We start from the raw sequence: 23046 nt of genomic DNA, 5'->3' as shown, positions 1-23046 counted from the left end.
CACCTGCGACCCGATTCCTGCCGAGTGTGCATCATCGAGAGGACAATTCCCGGAAGTGGCCCGCCATGCGATGCCCGGGAGAGGACGGCTCCGCCGCCCCCGCGCCGGCGACCGGAATACGCGGGCCGACGACGCCCCACAGGATGACGACGCAGAGAACGGGAGTCCGTTGACGATCCGTCTGGTGAGCCTGACCGGCCAGGACGCCCGGGCCTGGCTCGAGCCCGCACTGGAGATCTACGTGACCGCGATGAACTATCCGCGCGGTACCGAGATCCACCGCGCCGGGCTCTGGCGCGAGCACATGGCCCGGCCCGGATGGCGTGCGGTGGGCGCGGTCGAGACCGTGAGCCCGTACGAGGCGCGAACCATGCCGGCCGCGCGACGTCGGGTCGGTCCGCCGGTCGGCATCGGACCCGACGACCTGCTCGTCGGCATCGCCTACGGCTACACCGGCGCGACGGGCCAGTGGTGGAATCAGCAGCTGCGGCTCGGCCTCCGCCAGACGGGCCGGCCGCCCGAGATGGTCGAAGCGATCGCCCGCGACTACTTCGAACTCACCGAGCTACACGTGCATCCGACCGCCCAGGGACGAGGGATCGGACAGGGGCTGCTCGCCCGGCTCCTCGCCGACCGCCCCGAGCGCCACGTCCTGCTCTCGACACCGGAGATCCCCGCCGAGGACAACCGCGCATGGTCGCTGTACCGGCGGATGGGATTCACCGACGTCCTGCGTCACTTCACCTTCACCGGTGACCCACGTCCGTTCGCCTTCCTCGGACGCCCGCTCCCGCTGGAGCTGCAACCGCCGGCCGCGGCCCGACGCACCGGAACCGGGAGCTAGCGATGCACGGCACGCGGCGCGACGCCGTCGTCATCGGCGGGGGCCACAACGGCCTGATCGCCGCGGCCTATCTGGCGCAGGCCGGGCGGGAGGTGGAGGTCCTCGAGCGGGACGAGATCCCCGGCGGCGCCGTCTCGACCGTCGAACGGTTCCCCGGACACCGGGTCGACCGCGGGTCGTCGTCGCACCTGATGATCCGGCACTCCCCCGTCCTCGACGACCTCGACCTGGCCGCGCACGGCCTGCGATACGTCGACTGCGACCCGTGGGCATTCGTCCCGGCGACCGAGACGGCCCCGCCGATCATCTTCCGGAGTGACCTCGACGCCACCTGCGCGTCGATCGAGAATGCCTGTGGCGCAGCCGATGCCGCCGCCTACCGGAGATTCGTCGCGACGTGGACGCCGCGTGCGCGGGCGGTCATGGACGCGTTCTACCAACCCGCGACGCTGGGCAGATTCGGCCGTGCCTTCGGCGGCCTCGGCGGCACCGCGACCACGGCGCGCACCGGGGTCTTCGGTCGGCGGGGCGGCCGGGTGCTCAACCTCACCGCCGAACTGATGGCCTCGGGCGATTCCCTGCTCGACGAGTACTTCGACTCCGAGCAGCTCAAGGCCGGACTCGCGTGGTTCGGCGCCCAGTCGGGTCCGCCCATGAGCGCGCCGGGCACCGCACCGATGATCGGCTTCGCCGCACTCATGCACCGGATTCCGCCCGGTCGCGCGATCGGGGGCAGCGGTGCCCTCACCGATGCGCTCGTCCATCGGATCGGCGCGGACGGCGGCGTGGTCTCGTGCGGCGACCCCGCGGTCTCCGTCGCCCGTTGCGGTGACCACTGGCGAGTGGTCACCCGCAGCGGCGAATCCCGCTGCACCGGGACCGTCATCAGCGCCTGCCACGTGCTGACCACGCTGGATCTGCTCGCCGCCGGCGGTTACGACGCCGGCATCATCGACCGGTGGCGACGCTCCATCGTCGTGGGCAACGGGATCGGGATGGCCGTGCGGCTCGGGACGACGAGCCTGCCCGACTACCGGGATCTGCCCGGCGACCTGCCCGAGCACGGCGTCCATTCCGCTCTCGGACTGCTGGTCACCGACCGCGCCCACCTCACCAGGGCCCACGCCGCGGCGTCGGTGGGCGAGCTCCCGCCGCGTCCGGCCGTGGTCGCGATGAGCTATTCGGCGATCGACCCGACGCTCGCACCGCCGGGCCGCTCCGTCATCAATCTCTGGGCACAGTGGCATCCGTACCGGCTGGCCGAGGGCGACTGGCCCGCCGCGGCCGACCGCGCCGCGAAGGCGGTCTGCGACGAGGTCGACCGCCACGCACCCGGTTTCGCCGACTCGATCGCGCACCGGTACATCCAGACGCCGAGAGACCTCGCCGACGAACTGGGTCTGATCGGCGGCAACATCATGCACGTCGAGATGTCCATCGACCAGATGTTCATGTGGCGCCCGACCCCCGACCTCTCGGGCCACCGCGTCCCCGGTGCCGACGGCCTGTTCCTCGCCGGCGCGTCGACTCACCCCGGCGGAGGTGTCACCGGCGCCAGCGGGTACATCGCCGCCCACGCGGTCCTGCGACGCGGGCGACGGGGGTTCGGCCGTCGGTCCTAAAGTCTCCGACCATCCGATCCGCGAGCGCCCCGGGTAAGTGCCCTACGCGAGACCGCCGACAGCGATATGACACCGCTGCGCTTGTGCGGGGCGTATCGCCGGGGTGGTTTTCAGGCCGGAGGCCCGACGCGGCGCGGCGCGATCGGTGACCCGCGCTCCGGCCGGGGTCTGGCACGATGAGCACCGTGCGTTCGTCGAATCCCGTACCGGGTGCGCCCGGGTCCCGCCGTGCCCGGCGACTGCTGCCGTCCGCGGTGGCCGTCGCCCTCGTCGCCCTGTCCCCCCTGATGGCCGGTTGTCTCGAGCGGTCGACGACGGTCGGCGACCGCTACTCGGGGAGCGTGGTCGTGGCGACCACCCCGGACAATCCACGCGGCACACCGCAGTTCGATCTGCCCGAGTCGATGGCCGGACAGGTCTCGGTGACCGACTACCGGCAGGCGCCCGACCGACCCGACGACCCGTCGTCGACCCCCGGCGCCGGACCCGAGGACACGACCGAACCGGAATCCCCCTCCCCCTCCGAGACCGCCGGGAACGACGACGCCGGCGCGGAGGGGAACCCCGACGAGGACGATCCCGCCACCCGAGTGGGCGCGCGGGCAACGTTCAGCGATCTCACCGCGGGACAGTTCGCCCAGCTCGGCGACATCGTGGCCGATGCCTACGGCGACACCTCGCTGACGATGGACCTCACCGCCAAACGCAGCGGTGAGGTGGTGCGTTTCCGCGGTGACACCGACCTGACCGAGCTCGTGCCGAACCGCGACTATGTTCAGCTGACCGTCACCTTCGGCGGGCCGGTGACCGCGACGAACGGCGAGCAGGTCGGCGAATCGACCGTGACCTGGACACCCGCACCGGGCGAACCGTCGGACTTCAGCGCCGACGCCACCTATCCGGATCCGGCGACCGCCGCGGTCAGCAGCTGGTCGTGGTTCGTCGCGCTGTTGTGCGTAGCGGTCGTCCTGGTGATCGTCCGGATCGCCTACACCAAGCGCTACCGCGGACCACGCCCCGGACGTCCGGTCCCGACGACGACAGCTCCGTCGACGATCTCGGGCGAAGGACTCGCCGCTGCCGCCGATCCCGCGTCGGGTCCGGCCTCGGGAACGCCGGCACCGGACCGGACGGCACCGCCCGCCGACAAGTGATCCCGGCCGGCCGCGTCGAAGCCGGCGCGGCGGGACGGGTCCTCCCGATCAGGCCGAAACGTGCAACGCGGCGTCGACGTCCACGCCGAGGCGGCCCAGTACCTCTGTCGTGGCCTTGGCGAAGTTGAGGCTGCAGAAATGCAGGCAGGGCGCACCTTCGGCGATGAGGCGCTGCGCCATCTCGGTGGCGAAGTCGATGCCGACGGCGCGGACCGACGCGCGGTCCTCTTCGGCGCCGTTGCCCGCGGCCTTGGCGAAGCGTTCCTCGACGTCGGGCGGGATCACCGAACCCGACAGCTCGACCATCCGCCGCGCGGTGGCCAGTGAGGTCACCGGCATGATGCCGGGGATGATCGGCTTGCTTCCCTGCTCGGGATCGGCGGCCGCGACGCGATCACGGAGTCGCAGGTAGTGCTCGACGTCGAAGAACATCTGGGTGATGGAGTACTCGGCTCCGGCTCGTAGCTTGTCGACGAGCGTGCGGGTGTCGTGATCGATGTCGGGCGACCGGTGATGGGTCTCCGGGAACGACGCCACTCCCACGTGGAAGTCGCCCAGCGTGTCGATGAGCCGGACGAGCTGCTCGGCATACTCGACGCCGTCGGGATGGGCGACCCACTCGCCGAGCGGGTCACCGGGCGGGTCGCCGCGAAGCGCGAGGATGTTGGTGATGCCCTGGTCGGCGTAGGCGCCGACCAGCGCCCGAAGTTCCGCAACGCTGTGGTTGACCGCGGTCAGGTGGGCCACCGGCAGCAGCGTGGTCTGCGCGGCGAGCTCGCCGGTGATACGCACGGTGCGGTCTCGGGTGGAACCGCCGGCGCCGTAGGTCATCGAGACGAATGCCGGGGACAACCGCTCGAAGATGCGCACCGCGCGCCAGAGCCGGGACTCGGCCTCGGCGTCACGCGGGGGGAAGAACTCGACGGAGAACGGGACCGGACCGCGGTGCGGAGCGGACAGGCGTTCGACGATCGAGGGTGCGGGAGCGGTTGGGGTCACTCGCACAGTGTACGGAGCTGGTCGCATAGCCTGGCAGGGTGACCTCCACGATCCCCACGCCCACCTCGCTCGATGCGGTCCCGGGCGCCGTCGAGGCCGAATTACGTGCTTTCTTCGCCGACGCGGTCCCCGCCACCGCCGCGATCGCGCCGGTGGTCGGCGAGGCCGCCGAACTGATCCGGGAGTTCGTCCTGCGTGGCGGCAAGCGCATCCGGCCGGTCTTCGTCTTCGCCGGATGGCGCTGCGGGACATCGTCGTCGGACCGCACCCCCGTCGGGGACGCCGCACCCGGCCCGCGTGACGCACTGCGGGTCTGCGCGGCACTCGAACTCGTGCAGGCCTGCGCGCTCATCCACGACGACATCATCGACCGGTCCGACACCCGGCGCGGGCATCCGACAGTGCACCGGGAGTTCGAGTCGCGCCACGCGGACGCCGCGTGGGCCGGGGACCCCGGTGCGCACGGGGTCGCGGCCGCGATCCTCGCCGGCGACTTCGCGCTCGCGTGGGCGGACGACCTGGTCCACGGGCACCGGCCGGGGGTTTCGCCCGAGACCGGCGGCCACCGTCGGTTGCCCGTCGACGTGGGCGCGACGTGGGCGGCGATGCGGACCGAGGTGCTCGGCGGCCAGTTCCTCGACATCGTGAACGAGGCCGGCGGAGACGACTCGACCGAGGCCGCGTACCGGGTGATGGAGTTCAAGACGGCCGCCTACACCGTCGCGCGACCACTCGAACTGGGTGCACGGATGGCGGGTGCGTCCGAACAGCTCGTGTCGAGCCTGCGTTCGATCGGGCACGATCTCGGGGTCGCGTTTCAGCTCCGCGACGATCTGCTCGGCGTCTTCGGCGATCCGGATCGGACCGGGAAACCGTCCGGCGACGACCTGGTCTCCGGCAAGCGCACGGCGCTGCTGGCGACTGCACTGCAGCGAGCCGATGCGGCCGACCCCGACCTCGGCGCCCGCCTTCGTTCCTATCTCGGGCGCTCCCTGGATGCCGACGAATTGGACTCCGCGCGAGCCATTTTCGTCGAGGTCGGCGCGGTGGACGAGGTGGAGAACTCGATCGACGAGCTGTTGCGGTCGGCGTTGACCGCCCTCGACGCCGCCGACATCGGCGAGGACATCAGGGCCGAGCTGATCGCGGTCGCGCATCGCGTCGCGCACCGCGAGGCGTGAACGCTCCCGTGACGCGCGCCGCCGCCGGTGGCGCCGGCCGGGGCGATCTCGTCCTCGGTGCTATCGGGTCTGTGCTCGTCTGTCTCGGCAGCTTCGGCGTCGGCGACCCGCCGCGCAACACCGCCCTCCTCTCGGACCTGGGTCTGAGCTGGATCACCTACGGACACGGGAAGAACGTCTTCGGCACCCTGTTCTGGCTGGGCGTGTTCCTGATGGTGTTCGGCTGGGTCCGGATGGGTCGTCGGATCATCGAAGCGAACCGCGCCGCCGATCCGGACACCGTCGCCGATGAGCCGGACGCCGTGCCGACGACCCGGGTGCTGCGCCGGTGGGTGCTGGTGTGGGCCGCCCCGCTGCTCGTGGCGGTGCCGGTGTACTCCCGCGACGTCTACGCCTATCTGGCGCAGGGCGCCGTGTTCGGTGCCGGTTTCGACCCCTACGCCGACGGTCCCGCTCATGTTCCCGGTCCACTCGTGGACAGCATGGCGCAGGTCTGGGCCACGACGACCGCCCCGTACGGCCCGTTCTTCATGGGGATGCTGCGCGTGGTCACCGAGATCACCGGCGATCACGTGATCCTGGGCGTCCTGGCCATCCGGCTCGTGCTGCTGCCCGGACTCTTCTTGTCGCTGTGGGCGATCCCGCGACTGGCCGAACGGTTCGGGGCCTCCCCCCAGGCCGGACTCTGGCTGGTGCTGTTCAACCCGATGGTGCTGATCCACCTCGTGGCCGGGCCGCACGTCGAGCTGCTGATGATGGGCGTCCTCGTCACCGGGATCGTCCTGGTGGTCGACGGCCGGCACGTGGTGGGCACGTCGGTCCTGGCGCTCGCCGTGTCGATCAAGATCACCGCCGGGATCGCGTTGCCGTTCGTCCTGTGGATCTGGCTGTCGCACATTCGCTCTCGTCGACCCGTGACACCCCGCGACGTCGTGACGGTGTTCGCGTCGATCGTCGGGATCGCGGTGGCGGTGTTCGGGGTGTGGACCCTGGCGATCGGTCTGGGACTCGGCTGGCTCACCGGCCTGGGGTGGGCCGACGTCATCATCAACTGGTTCACCATCCCCACCCTCGCCGCCCATCTCGTGACCCTGGTCGCCGCACCGTTCGTCGCGCTCAACCTGCAACCGGTCCTCGAGGTCACGCGGGCGATCGGTTCGGTCGTCCTCGCGGTGACGCTCGTCGCGGTGTGGTGGCGGCACCGGCACGACGTCCGCGATGCGGTGGCCGGAATGGCCTGGGCGATGCTGGCCGTACTGCTGCTCGAACCGTCGACTCTGCCCTGGTATTACACGTGGGTGCTGGTGATCGTGGTGGCCTTCGACCTGCCGGTGTGGGTGCGGGCGACGGTCGTAGGAGCGTCGACGTTCCTGCTGATCGTGTTCCAGCCCGACGACGCGATCGTCTTCTACAAGCCGGTCGAGGTGGCGCTGGCAGCAGCACTCGCGGGACTCGCGGCCTGGTCGCTGTCCCATCGGGACCCGTTGCGGCTGGGCCGGTTCGGCCGATGGGCCGGGGCGGTCGGTGGGCCGCCGGACACATCGGGCGCGGACGGGCACACGGTGCGGGACGGGACAGGTCAGAAGGCCTGAGCCTGGGCCCTCCGGATGACCTCACGCGCGGAGTGGGTGTGCAGCGCCGCGGCGGGATGGAGGCCGAGGTCGTCGTGCTCGGTGAACAGCCACGACATCGCCTCGTCGCGGGTGAATCCGCCGTCGAGGAGCACCTCGACCAGACCGTAGAAGTGCTTGACGACACCGTCGTCGTCGAAGAACACCGCCGGGATCACCGGATGACCGTTGCGGGACACGGCGAGCAGGTGGTGATCGCGGATGAGTGTCCGGACCCGGTTTGTCGACACGTGTAGCCGGTCGGCGACGTCGTCGACCGACAGCACCTCGAGATCGGCGGGCAGCTTGTCGGGCGAGAGAGGTAGGGAACCCACGCCGAAAGCCTAGCGGGTCATCGGGGTCGGGTGAAACCTGCGGCGTGACGTGCACCGCGTTGCCTGCCCCCGACCGTCCCGGGCGGCAGGTAGATTCGTACACCGTGAACTCTCCCGTCGACGCCATGCTGGGGGCGGTCCTGGAGGACCGGTACCGGATCGACGCGCCCATCGCGCGCGGCGGCATGTCGGCGGTCTATCTCGCGGTCGACCTGCGGCTGGGACGCGACGTGGCGGTGAAGGTGATGGACTCCCGGTACTCCGGCGACCCACAGTTCTTGCGCCGCTTCGAGTTCGAGGCACGCGCGGTCGCCGGTCTGAAGCATCCGGGGCTCGTCGCCGTGTACGACCAGGGCATCGACAACGGCATCGCGTTCCTGGTGATGGAACTGGTCGACGGGGGCAGTCTGCGAGAACTGTTGCGTGAACGCGGCCCGATGCCGCCCCATGCCGTCGTCGCGGTGGCCGCGCCGGTACTGGGCGGGCTCGGCACCGCACACGCCGCGGGCCTGGTCCATCGCGACGTGAAACCGGAGAATGTGCTCATCTCCGACGAGGGCGAGGTCAAGGTCGCCGACTTCGGACTGGTGCGGGCGGTCGCCGAGGCGGGGGTCACCTCGGCGAGCGTGATCCTCGGGACCGCCGCCTACCTCTCCCCCGAACAGGTCGAGTCCACCCACGCCGACGCCCGCAGCGACGTCTACTCCATGGGCGTGATGATGTTCGAACTCCTCACGGGCAGAACACCTTTCTCCGGCGATTCGCCGCTCGCACTCGCCTACCAGCGCCTCAGTTTCGACGTCCCGGCGCCCGGTGACGTGATCGCCGGGGTGCCCGAGGAGTTCGACGAGATCGTGCTGCGCGCAACCGAACGCAACCCCGCCGACCGGTACGTGGACGGCTTCGACATGCAGCGGGCGCTGCTCACGGTCGCCGACGAACTCGATCTCCCGCCGTTCACGGTGCCGGCCCCGCGCCGGTCGGCCGAGCGACAGACGATGTCCCGCTACCGAGGCCACGATCCCGCCGGGCACGGCACACGGGTGCAGTCGGTACCCGGTCCGCACACCCCGGCGTCCGAGCCGGTGCGGCCGGCGACCGCCGACACCCCGGTCGAGCAACCGGCGGCCGACCGCGACGACCTCGCACCGCCGTCTCGTCCGGTGAGTCGCCGCACCCGGCCCGAGGTCGTGGAGCCCGAACTCGTCGGCGGCAGCCGCCTGGGGGCGGTGCTGTGGATCGTCGTCGTGCTGCTGCTGACCGCCGGGCTCGGCGCCGTCGGATTCTGGGTCGGCAGCACGTTCCTGGCCATCGGCTGACCGGCTGCTCTGCGCCGCCTGACCCGCCGGCCGCGGGCCGCGGGCCGGAGCGAAGCGAGGTTCAGCCGCGCAGCATCTCCGCGACGAGGAAGGCCAGTTCGAGCGACTGCTGGGTGTTCAGCCGGGGATCGCAGGCGGTCTCGTAGCGGCCGCCGAGGTCTAGATCCGAGATCTCCTGTGCGCCACCGAGACACTCGGTGACGTCCTCGCCGGTCAGTTCGACGTGGACGCCGCCGGGATGGCTGCCCAGCGCCCGATGGACCTCGAAGAAGCCCTGCACCTCGTCGACGATGCGGTCGAAGTGCCGGGTCTTGAACCCGGTCGACGCCTCGTGCGTGTTGCCGTGCATCGGATCGCACTGCCAGATGACCTTGTGCCCGGTCGCCTCGACGGCGCCGACGATCGCCGGCAGCACGTCCCGGACCTTGCCGTTGCCCATCCGCGCGACGAGCGTGAGTCGACCCGGCACGTTGTGGGGATCGAGACGTTCGACGTACTCGACGGCTTGCTCGGGGGTCGTCGTCGGCCCGATCTTCACCCCGATCGGGTTGCTGACGAGCTCGGCGAACGCGATGTGCGCACCGTCGAGCTGACGGGTCCGCTCACCGATCCACAGGAAGTGGGCCGACAGATCGTAGAGCACCTTGCCCGGACCGTCGGGGTCGTCGGCCAGACGCAGCATGGCGCGCTCGTAGTCGAGGACGAGTGCCTCGTGCGAGGCGAAGATGGAGGCGGAGTTCAGGTTCGAGTCGGTGACGCCGCACGCGTCCATGAACCGCAGACCGCGGTCGATCTCCGACGCGAGCGCCTCGTAGCGCGCGCCGGCCGGCGACGTGCGGACGAATTCACGATTCCAGTCGTGGACCCGGCTCAGATCCGCCTCGGCCTGGGTCAGGGCGCGGACCAGGTTCATCGCGGCGGCCGCGTTCGCATAGGCACGCACCAGTCGCGACGGATCGTGCGCGCGTACCGCCGCGTCGGCCGGGAATCCGTTGACCATGTCCCCGCGGTAGGAGGGCAGACCCAGCGCGTCGGTGTCGGACGATCGCGGCTTGGCGTACTGGCCCGCGATCCGCGCGACCTTCACCACCGGCATGCTGGCGCCGTAGGTGAGCACGACGGCCATCTGGAGCAGCGTTCGGATGTTGCCCTTGATGTGCGGCTCGGTGTTGTCGGCGAAGGTCTCCGCGCAGTCACCGCCCTGGAGGAGGAACGCACGCCCCTCGGCGACGTCGGCCAGCTGCGCGGCGAGTGTCTGGACCTCGGCGGGCATGCAGATCGGCGGAACCGACTCGAGCACGGTTCGCATCTTGCGCGCCTCGTCGGCCGGCCAGCTCGGCTGTTGCACCGCCGGGCGGCTGAGCGCGTCGTCGAAACGCGATTGGAGATCACCCGGGAGCGGAGGAAGCTCGGGGAGCTCGTCGATCGGCACGTCTACGGTCCAGTTCACCACCCGTCCAGGGTAATGGAGGCGGGGCGCACGACCCGTTCGCGGGTCAGACGCGGGTTTTCTCGATCGCCTCCCAGCGGCGCAGGTTGTGCCGGGCGTCGCTCAGCGCGTCGTGTGCGTCCGACGGCGTGGGCGGAAGCGGCGGCCGGCCCGCTGCCTCCCAGTGCTGGCGAAGTTCGCGGGTGAACCGCGGGATCTCACGCGGTAGCGCGGTCATCGGACCCCACAACTGGCAGAGCACGACGTGGTCGTAGGCGCCCACCCAGGCCCACAGCTCGATGTCGGTGCCGTCGGCGGTGAGGAACTCGAGCAGATCCTCACGGATCCGGCGCCGGTCCCGCCACGCGGACGACGACGGCGACGGCAGCTTCGGCAACACGTTGGCCCGCACCCAGTCCCCGGCGCGGCCGGGGTCGAATTCGGTCGACACCGCATAGAACTCGCGACCGTCCTCACCGACGACCCCGATCGAGACCAGCTCGATGGTGGTGCCGTCCTCGATGAACTCCGAGTCGTAGAAGAAGCGCATGGGTCAAGATTCACACACCCTCGCGCCGACCCGCGCACCGCGCACCGTTTCGCCATACCGCCCCCTGGCTGTCTACCCTGGTATTTCGTGCGCTCCAGGTCTGTGCTGGCGACCGCTCTCCTGGCGGCGTCGATCATCGCGCGGCTCGTCTGGGACACGCTGACCGTGAACGGCAGGAACTTCGTGGACCTGCACGTTTACCGCGACGGTTCGGCGGGTCTCGCCGACGGGTCGCTCTATGTCTTCACCTACGCCGGTGAGACCGACTTCGCGCTGCCCTTCACCTATCCCCCGTTCGCGGCCGTCGTGCTGTACCCGTTGTCGCTCGTGCCGTGGGACCTGGTGGCGATCGGCTGGCAGCTCGCGACCTTCGGCGCGTTGTACGCCTGCATCGTGCTCGCGTTGCGCCTGTGCGGATCGACCACCGACGTCTACGCCATGGCCGCGTTGTGGACCGCGCCCGCGATCTGGTGCGAGCCGGTGCGGGTCACCCTGGACTACGGCCAGATCAACGTCTTCCTGATGCTGGGCACCCTGCTGGCGGTGTCGTGGGCGCGCAGCGATCGCGGGGTGCTGGCCGGCGGCGCGCTCATCGGTCTGATGGCGGGCATCAAGCTGACCCCGGCGATCACCGGTCTCTGGTATCTGGCCGCCCGCAAGCCCCTGGGTGCGGTGGCCGCCGCGGGCGCGTTCGTGTTCACGGTCCTCGGGTGCCTGCTGCTCTTCCCGGACATCACCCGCACCTATTACGGAACCCTCTTCGGCGACGCCGAGCGCATCGGTCCGGTCGAGGCGGTGATCAACCAGAGCCTGCGCGGCACCCTGTCCCGCTTCGTCGGCTTCGACGTGGGGACGGGCTGGATCTGGATGGTCGGCGTCCTGATCGCGCTCGTGGTGGCCGTGTTCGCTTGGCGGTCGGTGTCCGACGCGCTGGGCATCCTGCTCGTCGTGCAGTTCTTCGGGCTGCTGATGTCGCCGATCTCGTGGGTGCATCACTGGGTGTGGGTCATCCCGCTGGCGATCTGGCTCGTCCACGGCGCCGGATCGCGGCGTCGGGGTGCGCGGGTCGTGCTCGCGATGTGGGTGGCGGTCGCCGGACTCGGCATCCCGTGGCTGCTGCGCGTCACCATCGAGTACGGTCCCCAGCTCCCGGCCGCACTCGAGGCGATCTTCGGGGCCGCGTGGCCGGTCGCCACCTTCGTCACCTTCGCCTGGATGATCGCGACTCGCGCCGCGCGCGACGACACCGCGGGCACCCGACCGCTCGACGTGGTCGCCGCGGCCATCATCGTCGACGGCCGGTTGCTCCTCGCGCAGCGGTCGCGCCCGGCCGAACTCGCCGGCCGCTGGGAACTACCCGGCGGCCGCGTGGAGTCGGGGGAAACGCATGCAGCGGCGCTGGTCCGGGAGATCCGCGAGGAACTCGGCGCCGAGGTCGAACCGGCGGAGGGGGTGGGCTCCCCGGTGGCGCTGCCCGGTGACCTGACCCTGCACGCCTACGTGGCACGGCTGCGTTCGGGGACGCCGACGGCACTCGAACACCTCGACGTGCGGTGGTTTTCCGCCGACGAACTACGACTCTTCGACGTCGCCGAGATCGTCCCGGCCGATCGCGACTGGATTCCGGAGCTGTGCGCCGTCCTCGACGGCACCCCCGTGGGCGACACCGGCTGATCAGCGGCGGCCCGGCGTCAGGTGCGCCTCAGGCGGCGGCGTCGGCCGCCGGCGGATCGACCGGCGGTGCCTGGTTCTTGAGGCTCGCGGCGTAGACGTCGACATACTGCTGACCCGACAGCTGCATCAGCTCGTACATGATCTCGTCGGTGACCGCGCGTTCGATGAAGCGGTTGCCCTCCATGCCCTCGTACCTCGAGAAGTCCAGGGGCTTGCCGATGCGGACCGCCACCCGGGTGGGTCGCGGGAGGACACTGCCGGGCGGGTTGAACTTGTGGGTGTCGATCATCGCGACGGGAATGACCGGAACCCCGGTGTCCATGGCCAGCCGGGCGAGCCCGGTCTTTCCCTTGTAGAGGCGACCGTCGGGCGATCGGGTGCCCTCGGGATACATCCCCATCAGCTTGCCCTTGTCGAGCTGGCGGCGTGCCGCGGTGAGTGCGCCCTCAGCCGCCTGCGCTCCGGATCGGTCGATGGGAATCTGTCCGACGGCGGTGAAGAACCAGCGCTGGAATCTCCCCTTGAGTCCGGTGCCGGTGAAGTACTCGCTCTTCGCGAGGAAGTAGATCCGTCGGTTGACCATCAGCGGGAGGAAGAAGCTGTCCATCACCGCGAGGTGATTGCTGGCCAGGATCGCCGGACCGTCGGTCGGGATGTTCTCGTGCCCTTCGATGGACGGCCGGCCGAGGACCCGCAGCACCGGGCCGATGAAGATGTACTTGAACGCCCAGTACCACATGAGATTCTCCTCGCCGCGCACACCGACCCGATGACCATCCGCCGGCCGATCGACCCGCGGAGACCGCGGAACCGACGGGTGGCCCGACGCCAAGACCTTACCCGCGTCGAACTCTACCGCCCGGCCGGGACCGGCCGTGGCCTCGCCGGCAAGCTCAGAGCCCGGAGACCGGACGCGACTCGGGGCCGGGTTCGGCGAGGGAGCGGGCGGTCGCCCGGATCGCCTGGCGCGCAACCTCTGCCGCGCCGACGACGCCGGCCGTCTCGCCGAGCTGGGTACCGCGGATGCGAGCGAGCTGGCGGTGCCCGGCGCCGGTGACCTGCCGGGCGTAGTGTTCCCGGGCCTCGTCGAGGAACAGACCCGACGCCGCGCCGACACCGCCGGCCAGCACGATGAGGTCGGGGTCGAAGATGTCGGCGATCATCGCGAGCCCCTGGCCCAGCGACGTCGCGAACCGTCCGAACGCCGCCAGCGCCACCGCGTCCCCGTCGGCGGCGGCCCGGGCGACCCGCCGGCCGGTCAGCGACCCGGGATCGGCCGCGACGTCCGCCGCGAGTTGACTGCGTCCCCAGTCGCCGTCGGCGAGCAACTCCACGACGGTGTCCACCAATGCGGTCCCGCTGCAGTACCGCTCCCAGCAGCCGCGTTTGCCGCAGGCGCAGGCACGCCCGTCCGGGACGATCGTCAGATGTCCGAGTTCCGGTGCCACCCCATAACTTCCGCGGTAGATCTCCCCGTCGATGACGAATCCCGCACCGATTCCGGTACCGATCGCAAGGACGACGGTGTTGTGACCGCGCGCAGCCGCGCCGAATCGCCATTCGGCCACCGCGGCGGCATTGGCGTCGTGTTCGGCGTAGACCGGGATACCCACGCGCCGGGTCATCTCCTCGGCCACCGGCGCCTCACGCCAGGGCAGGTGCGGCGCGAACCGGACGATCCGGCGGTCGGTGGTGAGGAAACCGGCGATCGCGAGCCCGACGGCCTTCGCATCCCACCGGGAGGTCAGCTCGCCGACGAGCCGGTCCAGGCAGTGTTCGAGCGCGGCCGCCGTGGGCGGGGTCTGCGCACGGAGCGTGTCGAGCATCGTCCCGCGGTCGTCGACCACCGACGCGCGCACGCTGGTGCCGCCGATGTCGATGCCGATCGTCAGGTCGCCCATCAGTTCTCCTGCCCGGGACCGGGTTCGGGGGGCGGCGTGGCCCGTCGCGGCGTGTCACCGGGACGCGGCGCCGCGGCGTCGCGACCTGCCGGGGCGTTGAATCGCACCGCGATCGGCTCGTACTGGCGGGGCGCCGACGACGCGGTGGGTGAGGATCGCAGCGCCTCGGCGACGGCCTCGAGCACGGCGATGACCGCCGCGATCAGCCGGGCGACGAGGTCGCCGATCTCGGCGAGCAGCGAGGTGATCTCCCCCGATGCCCCGGCGAGAGCGTGTCCGAGCGGGCCACCGTCGGCGAAGGCCGCGAAACCGGGCCGGGCCCCGGCCGCAGTCCCACCGCCGGGGGCCGCCGTCTGCGGGGCCGGCGCGAAGAGCGCGGCCAGGTGGTCGATCTGGGTGGCCAGTCCGAGCAGCAGGTCACGCACCGGGTCGGCGGAATCGTCTCGACGCTCGTGCGCAGACCCCTCACCGGCCTGGCGGAACGTCTCGTCGTCCGTGCCCATCGCGAACTCTCCCCTTCTCCTGGCCCCACGGGTACACCCACCCGCATGTCTGTCGTCCGGATCACCGGCACCGTACCGTGCCGAGTCACTCGGTGCGGTCTGGCGAACGTACCCCGCTCGGGCGGATTCATTCCACCATCGCCGTTCCGCGCCGAGAGTGACCGGATCAGTTCTGGGGCCGGGGCCAGACCGACGGATCGGGGACGAACCCGATGCCCAGGTTCGTTCCGTCCCAGTCGGCGTCGACCACCGTGCATCGCCGCAGCACCGACGGCAGGCGCACCGGGTGGCGGAAACCGGCGATCGTCACCAGCAGGTCGTCTCCGCTGCGCCCGAGGGCCAGCGAATCCGGATCGGGTAGGCGCTGCGGCCACGACAGCCGATACACCGGGCCGGCCGGCCCGCCGCCCACGCGTCCCTGCCCCGCCTCGACCTCGGCCGCGGCCGACCCCCGCGGCATGCCGTGCGGCGCCGGCAGCGACACCGCGAGCTTGCGGAGCCGGGCCATGCGATCGATCGTGTCGGCCGACTTCTCGACGACCTGGACGCGGACGGATGGGGAGCCGTCGGCAGCCGCGAGTTCGGCCTGCACCATCTCGGCGATCTCGGCCACGGGCTCGGCGCCGACGCCACCGTTGAGCTGGACCGAGGCCAGGGGCAGCCCCATGAGGTCGGCGGCGGCGAGGTGATGACCGGTCAGTCGCCGGCTCCGGTCGTCGGCGGCGAGCACGAGGTGCACCGCCACCGCGTGGGGGTCGGCGAACAGTTCGGCGATGTCGAGGCAATCGCGGTCGATGGCGTCGACGGCGGCCGTCAGCTGGGCGACCACCGGACGTTCGGCGGCCATCGCGAGACGGCGGTGCCGAGGCCAGAACCGATTCAGCGCTTGGCTGAGAACTGCTCCGCCACGCAGGAATTGCAGCGGGTCACCACACCCGGAACAGTCGACGACGATCCGCTGCCACCGGCCGCTGACCGCCTCGTCCCGGATACGCCGCAGCAGGAGGAAGTCGTCGATCCCCGGCAGCGAGGTGAGCTCGGCGGCGTCGATCCCGGCCAGCGTGCCGACCCCGGGCAGCATCGTCTTGCTGCGGCTCACCGTGTGCTCGAGGACGTCGACGAAAGCCGACCACGTGCGTTCGGTGAGGTCCAGCCGGTCCAGGCTCAGCAGGTGGAGGTACTTGGAGACCACGACGGGCTCCCCGGGCCGGCGATACACCCGTGCCCACTCGTGCACCGGCGACCAGCGGTCGACGGTGATGAGGAGGGTGTCGGATTCGGCGGCGGCGAGGCCCGATCGGGCCGAGGGTCGCGCCGCCCGGTTCGCGACGGGGCGCTGGGTCGCGCCGGCGGCTGCGATCGCGGAGACACCAGAGCCCCCCGGACCGAGCACCACGTGGATGGGTGTGAGATCGATCAGCCTTCGACCCTCTTCTTGAGGTCGTTCAGCGCAGCATCGGTGATGGCCTTCTCGGCGCGCCGCTTCAGCTGTCCGATCATCGGCACCTGCAGGTCGACCATGAGTTCATAGGTCACCTTCGTCGATCCCGGAACCTGTTGGGTGAGTACGTAACGCCCGCGCTGATCCTTCTGCAGATCACTCGACACCAGGCGCCACGAGACCGCTGTGGTGTTCGGATCCCATTCGTAGGCAAGCACATACGTGTCCTGCAGGACTCCGGCGTCGAGCATGAACCGGACCTCGGTGGCGCGGCCGGACTCATCGGTGCGCAGCACCTCGACCTCGCGAGCCGCGGTCACCCACTCGGGATAGTGCTCGAAGTCGGCGATGACGGCGAGGATGGCGTCGGCGTCGGCGCCGATGACGATGTCGCGTTCGGTGTGGTCGGCCATCACCGTGTCCCGGCCGCGGACGCGTCTCGTCCTGGTGCGGCGGCCTCGTGTCCGGCCGCCGGCCCACCGATGACACGGCCGTCCTCCAGCAGTCTCTTGACCTCGAAGGAGACGTCCTTGCCCGTCACCCGACGCTGCTTGTTCACCTCGGCCAGCACGTCGGCCCGGGCTCGCGCGTCCTCGGGCAGCGGGCCGGTGGGCTCGGCGTGGAGAAAATAATGAAGGACGAAGCCGTCGAGGACCGCCTCGTTCCAGATCTCCATCGTCCCCGACACCGGACCCTCGACCCGCCAGCGCACGCCCTGCTCGCCCCGGTCCTCGGTGACCGCCAGACGGAGGTCCGGCCACCATTTGCGCCAGTTGGCGGGGTCGCCGATCACGGCGGCTGCCGACGGCGGTGCCGCGGCGACGAAGACCTCGTCGGCCACCTGGATGCTCGTCACGCCCACTAGCTTCACATACTCGCGTCGACGCAGGGTAGTGCACCCGAAACCGACGTCGCGATCAGTCCCGTTCAGCAGCGGGGATACGATTCGGTCACTGATGTCTACTGGAGGGTAACCACGATGGGTGAGTACAGCGTGCCCGCGAAGTTCTCGATCGCCGACGACGAGAACTGCACGAACATCATCTTCGGCCTGGCGGAGCGGTCACCGCAGCACATCGTGTTCCGCCACAAGCAGGGCGACCGGTGGGAACCGGTGACTGCCGCCGACGCCGCCTCCCGGATCTCCGCGATCGCCAAGGGGCTGATCGCATCCGGCGTCAATCCCGGCGACCGGGTGGCGCTGCTGTCGCGCACCCGCCTCGAGTGGAACCTGTTCGACTTCGCGATCTGGTCGGCCGGCGCGATCACTGTTCCGATCTACGACTCCTCCTCAGCGGGTCAGATCGAGTGGATCATGCAGGATTCCGGTGCCGTGGCGATCGTCCTCGAGGACGACGGACATCGCGCCGAGTTCGAGTCCATCGATTCCCTCACCGCGCCGGTCACCGTCTTCCAGATCGACCGCACCGGCGCGCCGGGGGCGGTCGACGAGCTCGTCGCGGCGGGCGCCGACGTCCACGACGACGAGGTCGCAGCCCGCCGGGCCACCGTCAAGGCCGCCGACCCGGCGACCCTGATCTACACCTCGGGCACCACCGGACGTCCGAAGGGCTGCGAGCTCACCCACGCGAACATGCTGTCCGAGGTACGGGCGGTTCTGGCCGGCGACATCCTCGACAAGGTCATCGCCCGCGACTCCAAGCGCCTGCTGATGTTCCTCCCCCTCGCCCACGTGCTCGCCCGGGCCATCACGCTCGTCGCCATCGAAGCCGGCGCGGAGGTCGGGCACACCAGCGACATCCCGAACCTGGTGGACGAATTCGCCGTCTTCAAACCGTCGCTCATCCTGTCGGTGCCGCGCGTCTTCGAGAAGGTCTACAACACCGCACGCCAGAAGGCCCACGACGGCGGCAAGGGCAAGATCTTCGACGCCGCGTCGGACACCGCGATCGCCTACTCGCAGGCGAAGGAGAAGGGGCAGGTCGGCCTCGCGCTGAAGGTCAAGCACGGCGTCTTCGACGCGCTCGTCTACAAGAAGCTCCGCGCCGCCCTCGGCGGCGAGTGCCAGATGGCGATCTCCGGTGGCGCTCCGCTCGGCGCCCGCCTGGGCCACTTCTTCTCCGGCGTCGGCGTGCCCGTGTTCGAGGGTTACGGGCTGACCGAGACCACCGCGGCCTTCAGCGTGAACACCCCGTCGGCATCGAAGATCGGCAGCGTCGGGAAGCCGTTGTCGGGCAACGCCGTTCGGATCGGGGACGACGGCGAGGTGCTGCTGCGCGGCGGAGTCGTCTTCACCGAGTACTGGCAGAATCCGGAGGCCACCGCATCGGCGGTCGTCGACGGATGGTTCCACACCGGTGACCTCGGCACCGTGGATGCCGATGGATTCATCACCATCACCGGCCGCAAGAAGGAGCTGATCGTGACCGCGGGCGGCAAGAACGTCTCCCCCGCCGGACTCGAAGACGTCATCCGCGCCAATGCATTGATCTCGCAGGCGACCGTCGTCGGTGACGCGAAACCGTTCGTGGCCGCACTCATCACGATCGATCCCGAGGCGTTCCCGGCGTGGAAGGAACGCACCGGCAAGCCGGCGTCCGCGACGGTCGCCGATCTCGCCGACGACACCGACCTGCGGGCCGAGGTGCAGTCGGCCGTCGATCTCGCCAACAAGACGGTGTCCAGCGCCGAGTCGATCAAGAAGTTCCGGATCCTGCCGACCGATTTCACCGAGGAGACCGGCGAGATGACGCCGACCCTCAAGGTCAAGCGCAACGTCGTCGTGCAGAAGTTCGCCGGCGACATCGAGGCGATCTACCAGCGCTGAGCCCGGCGCCGGCGGCGTGGGCCGCCTGCGCCGGTTGCTCCTCAGAGCAACTGGCGTAGGCGGGCCGCCATCTGGCTCCACTGCCAGTTCTCGACGACGTATCGCCGTCCCGCCCGGCCCATCTCGGCGGCTGCGGCGCGATCACCGAGGATCGACAGGATCGCCAGGGCGACGGCGTCGACATCGGTGCCGTCGACGGCGGTGCCGGTGACCCCTTCCTCGATGGTCTCCGGGGCACCCCCGGACAGGCCCGCGACCACGGGCACGCCGGACGCCGACGCCTCCAGGTAGACGATGCCCAGCCCTTCCACGTCCAGACCACGACCCCGCGTGCGGGACGGCATCGCGAACACGTCCGCGATGTTGTGGTAGGCGGCGAGTTCGTCGGCGGGCACCGAACCGGTGAAGATCACCTCACCCGCCACCCCCGTGTCGGCGGCGAGGTCGCGCAGGGTCTTCGCATAGGGACCACCGCCGACGATGACGAGCGTGGCGTCGGGAATCGTGCGCCGGATCAACGGCAGCGCGCGGATCAGGACATCCTGACCCTTGCGCGGCACCAGTCGCGACAAACAGAGGATCGTCGGCCGCTCCCCCAGGTCGAGACGTTCACGAAACCGCTGACGCAGCACCGGATCCGGGGCGAAACGTTGGGTGTCGACGCCTGGGGGCAGATGTTCCAGGGCCGCGCGGGCACCGAAGGCCGATGCGAAGTGGCCGCGGGTGTAGCGGCTGACGAAGGTGATCACGTCGGTGTGGCGACCGATGTGACCCAGCACCTGTCGCGCGCCCGGGAGCATCGACCAGCCGACCTCGTGACCGTGTGTGCTCGCGACGATTCGCTGCGCGCCCGCACGACGCATCGCCGGCGCCAGCACGGCCAGCGGTGCGGCCGCCCCGAACCACACCGTCGAGATCTGTTCTCGGCGCACGATCTCGGCGGCGCGCCGCGCGACGAACGGAGTGGGCAGCATGAGGGTCGTCGGGTGCCGGTACACCCGGTATGCCGCCGCCGCATCGAACTTCTCGTGCGAGTCGCCCCGCCACCGAGGCGCGTAGACGACCACGTCCTCCGGGGGCAGCAGCTCCACGAGATTCTGGAGGTAGGACTGGATGCCTCCGGGCCGGGGCGGGAAATCGTTGGTGAGCAGCAACGTCCGGGCCATCAGCCGGCCTGCCGTACCAGCCAGCGCTGCCACCCGGCGAGCAGTTCGGCACGCGTCAGCCCGAGGCTCGAGGCGATCGCCGCGTCCTGGGCCGTGGGCACGGCCGACGCCGCGACCCCCACGTACATCTTCTTCAGTCGGACCTCGTCGAACCGATCGGCGACGTAGGCCGCCAACGACCACGCACTCTGATAAGCCACCTGTGAAGTCTGCCCGTCCATCGCGAAGTCGGCGTCGGCGGGTGGGCCCGCGGGCACGGCGCCGGCGCGCACGGTCGCGGTCAGATCGGGAGCGGCGTCGGCGAACCGCGTGTAGGTGCCCTTGCGGCCGACGTACTCGGCCACCCCCTCGGTGATCCACAGCGGCGCGTCGAGCGCGGTGGAGGTGCGGGCGGCGACGTGCGTCAGCTCGTGCCGGAGCACCACGGCGAGTGTCGGGGGCGCGAGATCCCGGACCGCCGGGGTCAGGATGATCCGCTGTCCGGTCGCGGTGCGCTGCACCAGGTCGAGACTGCTGTACACCGTCGCGGCCGCCGCCGTGTCGGTGGCCGCGCGCCCGTCGGGCACCAGCGCGCTGAACTCGTCGTCGGTCGCGGTCGCCACGATGACGGCACGGCGATCCCAGGAGTCGCCCCAGAAGTCACTGACGGCATCGACCGCGGCCGTCAGCTCACGCCGCAGCGCCGTCACCGCCGGTCCGGTTCGCGGGTACGACGCGACCACCGACGTGCCGCCCGCGGTCGCGGTGTCGGCGACCTGGAGACCGGGCAGCTCCCACATCTGGGTGGGCGACGGGTCACGACCCAGTGCCTCGGCATCGGCGACGAGGCGCCACTCGTCGCCGTGGCGGGCGACCACGAACTGGGTGCCGACGACCACCTCGGCCTCGGCGATGCCCGGAACGGTCTCGCCGCCGAGCGCGTAGCGCAGCTCCACCGGTACCACCCACGAGTCCGAACTCCCCCCGGCGTCGAGGAGTTCTTGGAGCTCGCCGGGGACGAGGACCTCCGCCTCCTCGGTGGGCGCGAGCTGATACCGGAACCTCGCGAACCGCAGAGTGCCGGAACGATCGTTGCGCGGCGTGAACCGGCGGGGCGCGAACGTACTGGTCGCGGTGAGGAATCTGTTCTTGAACGCGGGGGTGGCGGCGGTGTCGAACAGGGTCCCGATCGCCCGTATGTCGCCAGAACGCACGGTCTCGGTGAGCGAGTCGAGCAGCCTGGTCACCCCCGCGGCACGATCACGCTCGTAGACGTTGACCTCGGAACTCGGCGTCGACTCCGCTCCTGCCGATGGGCTCGCTCCCCCCAGCGGATCACCCGTGCCGCATCCGGTGAACGTGCCGACGACGACCAGCGCGACGACCGCCGACGACAGGCCGGCACGCCGACGCCGTGAGATCACCGTGGTCTAGAACCGGCGAGCGGAGTTGTACGGGCCTGCCTCGTCGATCGGCACGACCTTGACCGGGACGCCGAAGGTCGAGGCATGGATGACATATCCGTCGCCGACGTACATGCCGACGTGATGCGCGTCCGGGTAGTAGATGATCAGGTCGCCGGGCTTCAGATCGTTGCGGTCGACGGCGGTCCCGCCACCCATCTGCGCCTCGCTCGACCGCGGGATGGTCTTGCCCGCCTGCTTGAATGCCCAGACCATCAGGCCGGAACAGTCGAACGAGTTCGGTCCGGTGGCGCCCCACACGTACGGATCACCGATCCGGGTCAGCGCGGCCTGCACCGCGATGAGTCCGGCCGCGGTACCCCTGGGCACCAGACGCGGATCGAAGTCGAAGGTGGGTCCGCGCAGCGCGGCGAGCTGCTTTCCGGTCATGGACTTGTAGATCGCCCGGATCTGGATCGCCTGGAGCTGCAGGTCGGCCTGTTTCGTCTGCAGATCACCGCGGACCCGCTCGGCGCGGGAGACCGCCTCGGAGGCCGCCACCGCCGTCTGCTCGGCGTCTTTCTTCGCGATCTCCGTGCGTGCGCGAACCTTCTTGATGGCGGTGAGATCCGCCGACGCCTGACGCGAGATCATGTCCAGGCCCGACATCTGGTCGAGCAGTGCCTGGGGCGAGTCGCTGATCATCACCGCGTAGAGGCCACTCACGCGAGCGCCCTGGTAGCTGGCGCGCACGATGGCGTCGACGCGGTTCTGGTGCACCGCCAGCTGGGCGCGGCTCCTGTCGAGCGCCTGCTGCGCCTCGGCCGCCGCCCTCTTGGCCGCTGCCACGATGCTGCGCTGCTTGTCGTACTCGATCTTCGCATTGTGCATCGCCTCGGTGGTCTTCTCCGCGTCGATGCCGAGCTGCTTGTAGCGGTCGAGCAGCTGATCGGCCGAGCGCGCGGGCACCGCACGGGCGTCCCCGACACCACCGGAGACCGTCGGTATGAGCACGGCGAGCGCCGACAGGACGCAGACCACGAACATCAGCGGACGCGAACGCATGGGTGGCCGCATGACGCGAGCCCGCCCCTCCCCGATCAGCACGGTCCTACTCACTCCCTCGTGTGTGCTCGTCGATCCTGAGC

Annotated in this window: 21 protein-coding genes; 8 read left to right on the top strand and 13 right to left on the bottom strand. The window is 70.4% G+C overall.

Annotation, left to right across the window (positions count from 1 at the left end; translation table 11 throughout):
• Window positions 1-169 precede the first annotated feature (169 nt).
• The 3 genes from AMD30_RS14735 (at window position 170) to AMD30_RS14725 (ending at window position 3620) form a co-directional block, all read left to right on the top strand.
• The gene (locus tag AMD30_RS14735) at window positions 170-844 is read left to right on the top strand and encodes a GNAT family N-acetyltransferase (RefSeq protein ID WP_055476119.1); all 675 of its coding nucleotides are present in this window, start codon (window positions 170-172) and stop codon (window positions 842-844) included.
• Window positions 845-846: 2 nt separating this feature from the next.
• Complete coding sequence (locus AMD30_RS14730; protein ID WP_055476118.1) at window positions 847-2466, top strand: phytoene desaturase family protein; 1620 nt, start codon at window positions 847-849, stop codon at window positions 2464-2466.
• Between the two features lie 176 nt (window positions 2467-2642).
• A complete protein-coding gene (locus AMD30_RS14725) occupies window positions 2643-3620 on the top strand; it encodes an LppM family (lipo)protein (RefSeq protein ID WP_055476117.1) in 978 nt (325 codons plus the stop codon).
• Window positions 3621-3668: 48 nt separating this feature from the next.
• Here the strand turns inward: AMD30_RS14725 and AMD30_RS14720 are convergent, their stop codons facing one another.
• The gene (locus AMD30_RS14720) at window positions 3669-4646 is read right to left on the bottom strand and encodes a methylenetetrahydrofolate reductase (protein ID WP_035717842.1); all 978 of its coding nucleotides are present in this window, start codon (window positions 4644-4646) and stop codon (window positions 3669-3671) included.
• Between the two features lie 11 nt (window positions 4647-4657).
• Here AMD30_RS14720 and AMD30_RS14715 point away from each other — a divergent pair, with 11 nt between their 5' ends.
• Window positions 4658-5800, top strand: coding sequence for a polyprenyl synthetase family protein (locus AMD30_RS14715; RefSeq protein ID WP_055476116.1), 1143 nt, complete (start codon window positions 4658-4660; stop codon window positions 5798-5800).
• 8 nt (window positions 5801-5808) lie between these two features.
• Complete coding sequence (locus tag AMD30_RS14710; protein ID WP_055476144.1) at window positions 5809-7392, top strand: alpha-(1->6)-mannopyranosyltransferase A; 1584 nt, start codon at window positions 5809-5811, stop codon at window positions 7390-7392.
• On the opposite strand, the gene AMD30_RS14705 is transcribed toward AMD30_RS14710, so the two are convergent.
• Complete coding sequence (locus AMD30_RS14705; RefSeq protein WP_010843646.1) at window positions 7380-7745, bottom strand: Rv2175c family DNA-binding protein; 366 nt, start codon at window positions 7743-7745, stop codon at window positions 7380-7382. The two genes, AMD30_RS14710 and AMD30_RS14705, sit on opposite strands and share 13 nt — an antisense overlap.
• Before the next feature lie 104 nt (window positions 7746-7849).
• Here AMD30_RS14705 and AMD30_RS14700 point away from each other — a divergent pair, with 104 nt between their 5' ends.
• Window positions 7850-9064 (top strand): protein kinase domain-containing protein, encoded by a 1215-nt coding sequence (locus AMD30_RS14700; protein WP_055476115.1) that lies wholly within the window; start codon window positions 7850-7852, stop codon window positions 9062-9064.
• A gap of 61 nt (window positions 9065-9125) precedes the next feature.
• Here the strand turns inward: AMD30_RS14700 and AMD30_RS14695 are convergent, their stop codons facing one another.
• Together AMD30_RS14695 and AMD30_RS14690 are read right to left on the bottom strand one after the other, a co-directional pair.
• Window positions 9126-10517 (bottom strand): class II 3-deoxy-7-phosphoheptulonate synthase, encoded by a 1392-nt coding sequence (locus tag AMD30_RS14695; protein ID WP_014927310.1) that lies wholly within the window; start codon window positions 10515-10517, stop codon window positions 9126-9128.
• Between the two features lie 43 nt (window positions 10518-10560).
• Window positions 10561-11043, bottom strand: a complete 483-nt coding sequence (locus tag AMD30_RS14690) for a polyadenylate-specific 3'-exoribonuclease AS (protein WP_010843643.1) — start codon at window positions 11041-11043, stop codon at window positions 10561-10563.
• 102 nt (window positions 11044-11145) lie between these two features.
• On the opposite strand from AMD30_RS14690, the gene AMD30_RS14685 reads away from it, so the two are divergent.
• Complete coding sequence (locus AMD30_RS14685) at window positions 11146-12717, top strand: mannosyltransferase (RefSeq protein ID WP_055476114.1); 1572 nt, start codon at window positions 11146-11148, stop codon at window positions 12715-12717.
• A 28-nt stretch (window positions 12718-12745) separates the two neighbouring features.
• Here AMD30_RS14685 and AMD30_RS14680 read toward each other — a convergent pair whose 3' ends face one another.
• The 6 genes from AMD30_RS14680 to AMD30_RS14655 all read right to left on the bottom strand — a co-directional run bounded on the left by AMD30_RS14680 (window position 12746) and on the right by AMD30_RS14655 (window position 17433).
• Window positions 12746-13456 (bottom strand): lysophospholipid acyltransferase family protein, encoded by a 711-nt coding sequence (locus tag AMD30_RS14680; protein WP_014927312.1) that lies wholly within the window; start codon window positions 13454-13456, stop codon window positions 12746-12748.
• Window positions 13457-13610: 154 nt separating this feature from the next.
• Entirely contained in the window at window positions 13611-14618 is a 1008-nt protein-coding gene (locus AMD30_RS14675; protein WP_010843640.1) for an ROK family protein, read from the bottom strand.
• Window positions 14618-15121: a hypothetical protein gene (locus tag AMD30_RS14670; RefSeq protein WP_055476113.1), complete on the bottom strand. Its 504-nt coding sequence runs from the start codon at window positions 15119-15121 to the stop codon at window positions 14618-14620. Before AMD30_RS14670 ends, AMD30_RS14675 begins: the two co-directional genes overlap by 1 nt.
• 166 nt (window positions 15122-15287) lie before the next feature.
• Window positions 15288-16517: an ArsA family ATPase gene (locus tag AMD30_RS14665; protein ID WP_055476112.1), complete on the bottom strand. Its 1230-nt coding sequence runs from the start codon at window positions 16515-16517 to the stop codon at window positions 15288-15290.
• Between the two features lie 20 nt (window positions 16518-16537).
• Window positions 16538-16975, bottom strand: a complete 438-nt coding sequence (locus AMD30_RS14660) for an SRPBCC family protein (RefSeq protein WP_014927314.1) — start codon at window positions 16973-16975, stop codon at window positions 16538-16540.
• The gene (locus AMD30_RS14655) at window positions 16975-17433 is read right to left on the bottom strand and encodes a hypothetical protein (protein WP_044506925.1); all 459 of its coding nucleotides are present in this window, start codon (window positions 17431-17433) and stop codon (window positions 16975-16977) included. Before AMD30_RS14655 ends, AMD30_RS14660 begins: the two co-directional genes overlap by 1 nt.
• A 108-nt stretch (window positions 17434-17541) precedes the next feature.
• Between AMD30_RS14655 and AMD30_RS14650 the strand changes: the two genes are divergently transcribed.
• Window positions 17542-19350 (top strand): AMP-dependent synthetase/ligase, encoded by a 1809-nt coding sequence (locus AMD30_RS14650; protein WP_010843635.1) that lies wholly within the window; start codon window positions 17542-17544, stop codon window positions 19348-19350.
• 41 nt (window positions 19351-19391) lie between these two features.
• On the opposite strand, the gene AMD30_RS14645 is transcribed toward AMD30_RS14650, so the two are convergent.
• Genes AMD30_RS14645 through AMD30_RS14635 form a run of 3 tightly spaced genes read right to left on the bottom strand, consistent with a single transcriptional unit; the run spans window position 19392 to window position 22963 of the window.
• Window positions 19392-20516: a glycosyltransferase family 4 protein gene (locus AMD30_RS14645; protein ID WP_055476143.1), complete on the bottom strand. Its 1125-nt coding sequence runs from the start codon at window positions 20514-20516 to the stop codon at window positions 19392-19394.
• A complete protein-coding gene (locus tag AMD30_RS14640; protein WP_010843633.1) occupies window positions 20516-21919 on the bottom strand; it encodes a hypothetical protein in 1404 nt (467 codons plus the stop codon). The genes AMD30_RS14645 and AMD30_RS14640 overlap by 1 nt, the downstream gene beginning before the upstream one ends.
• Before the next feature lie 6 nt (window positions 21920-21925).
• Window positions 21926-22963, bottom strand: a complete 1038-nt coding sequence (locus tag AMD30_RS14635) for an NlpC/P60 family protein (RefSeq protein WP_010843632.1) — start codon at window positions 22961-22963, stop codon at window positions 21926-21928.
• Window positions 22964-23046: the final 83 nt, after the last annotated feature.

Source organism: Gordonia sp. HS-NH1 (assembly GCF_001418765.1).
Classification (GTDB): Bacteria; Actinomycetota; Actinomycetes; order Mycobacteriales; family Mycobacteriaceae; genus Gordonia.
Note: the sequence above shows the minus strand (reverse complement) of the source record. Positions and strands in the feature narration are given on the sequence as shown.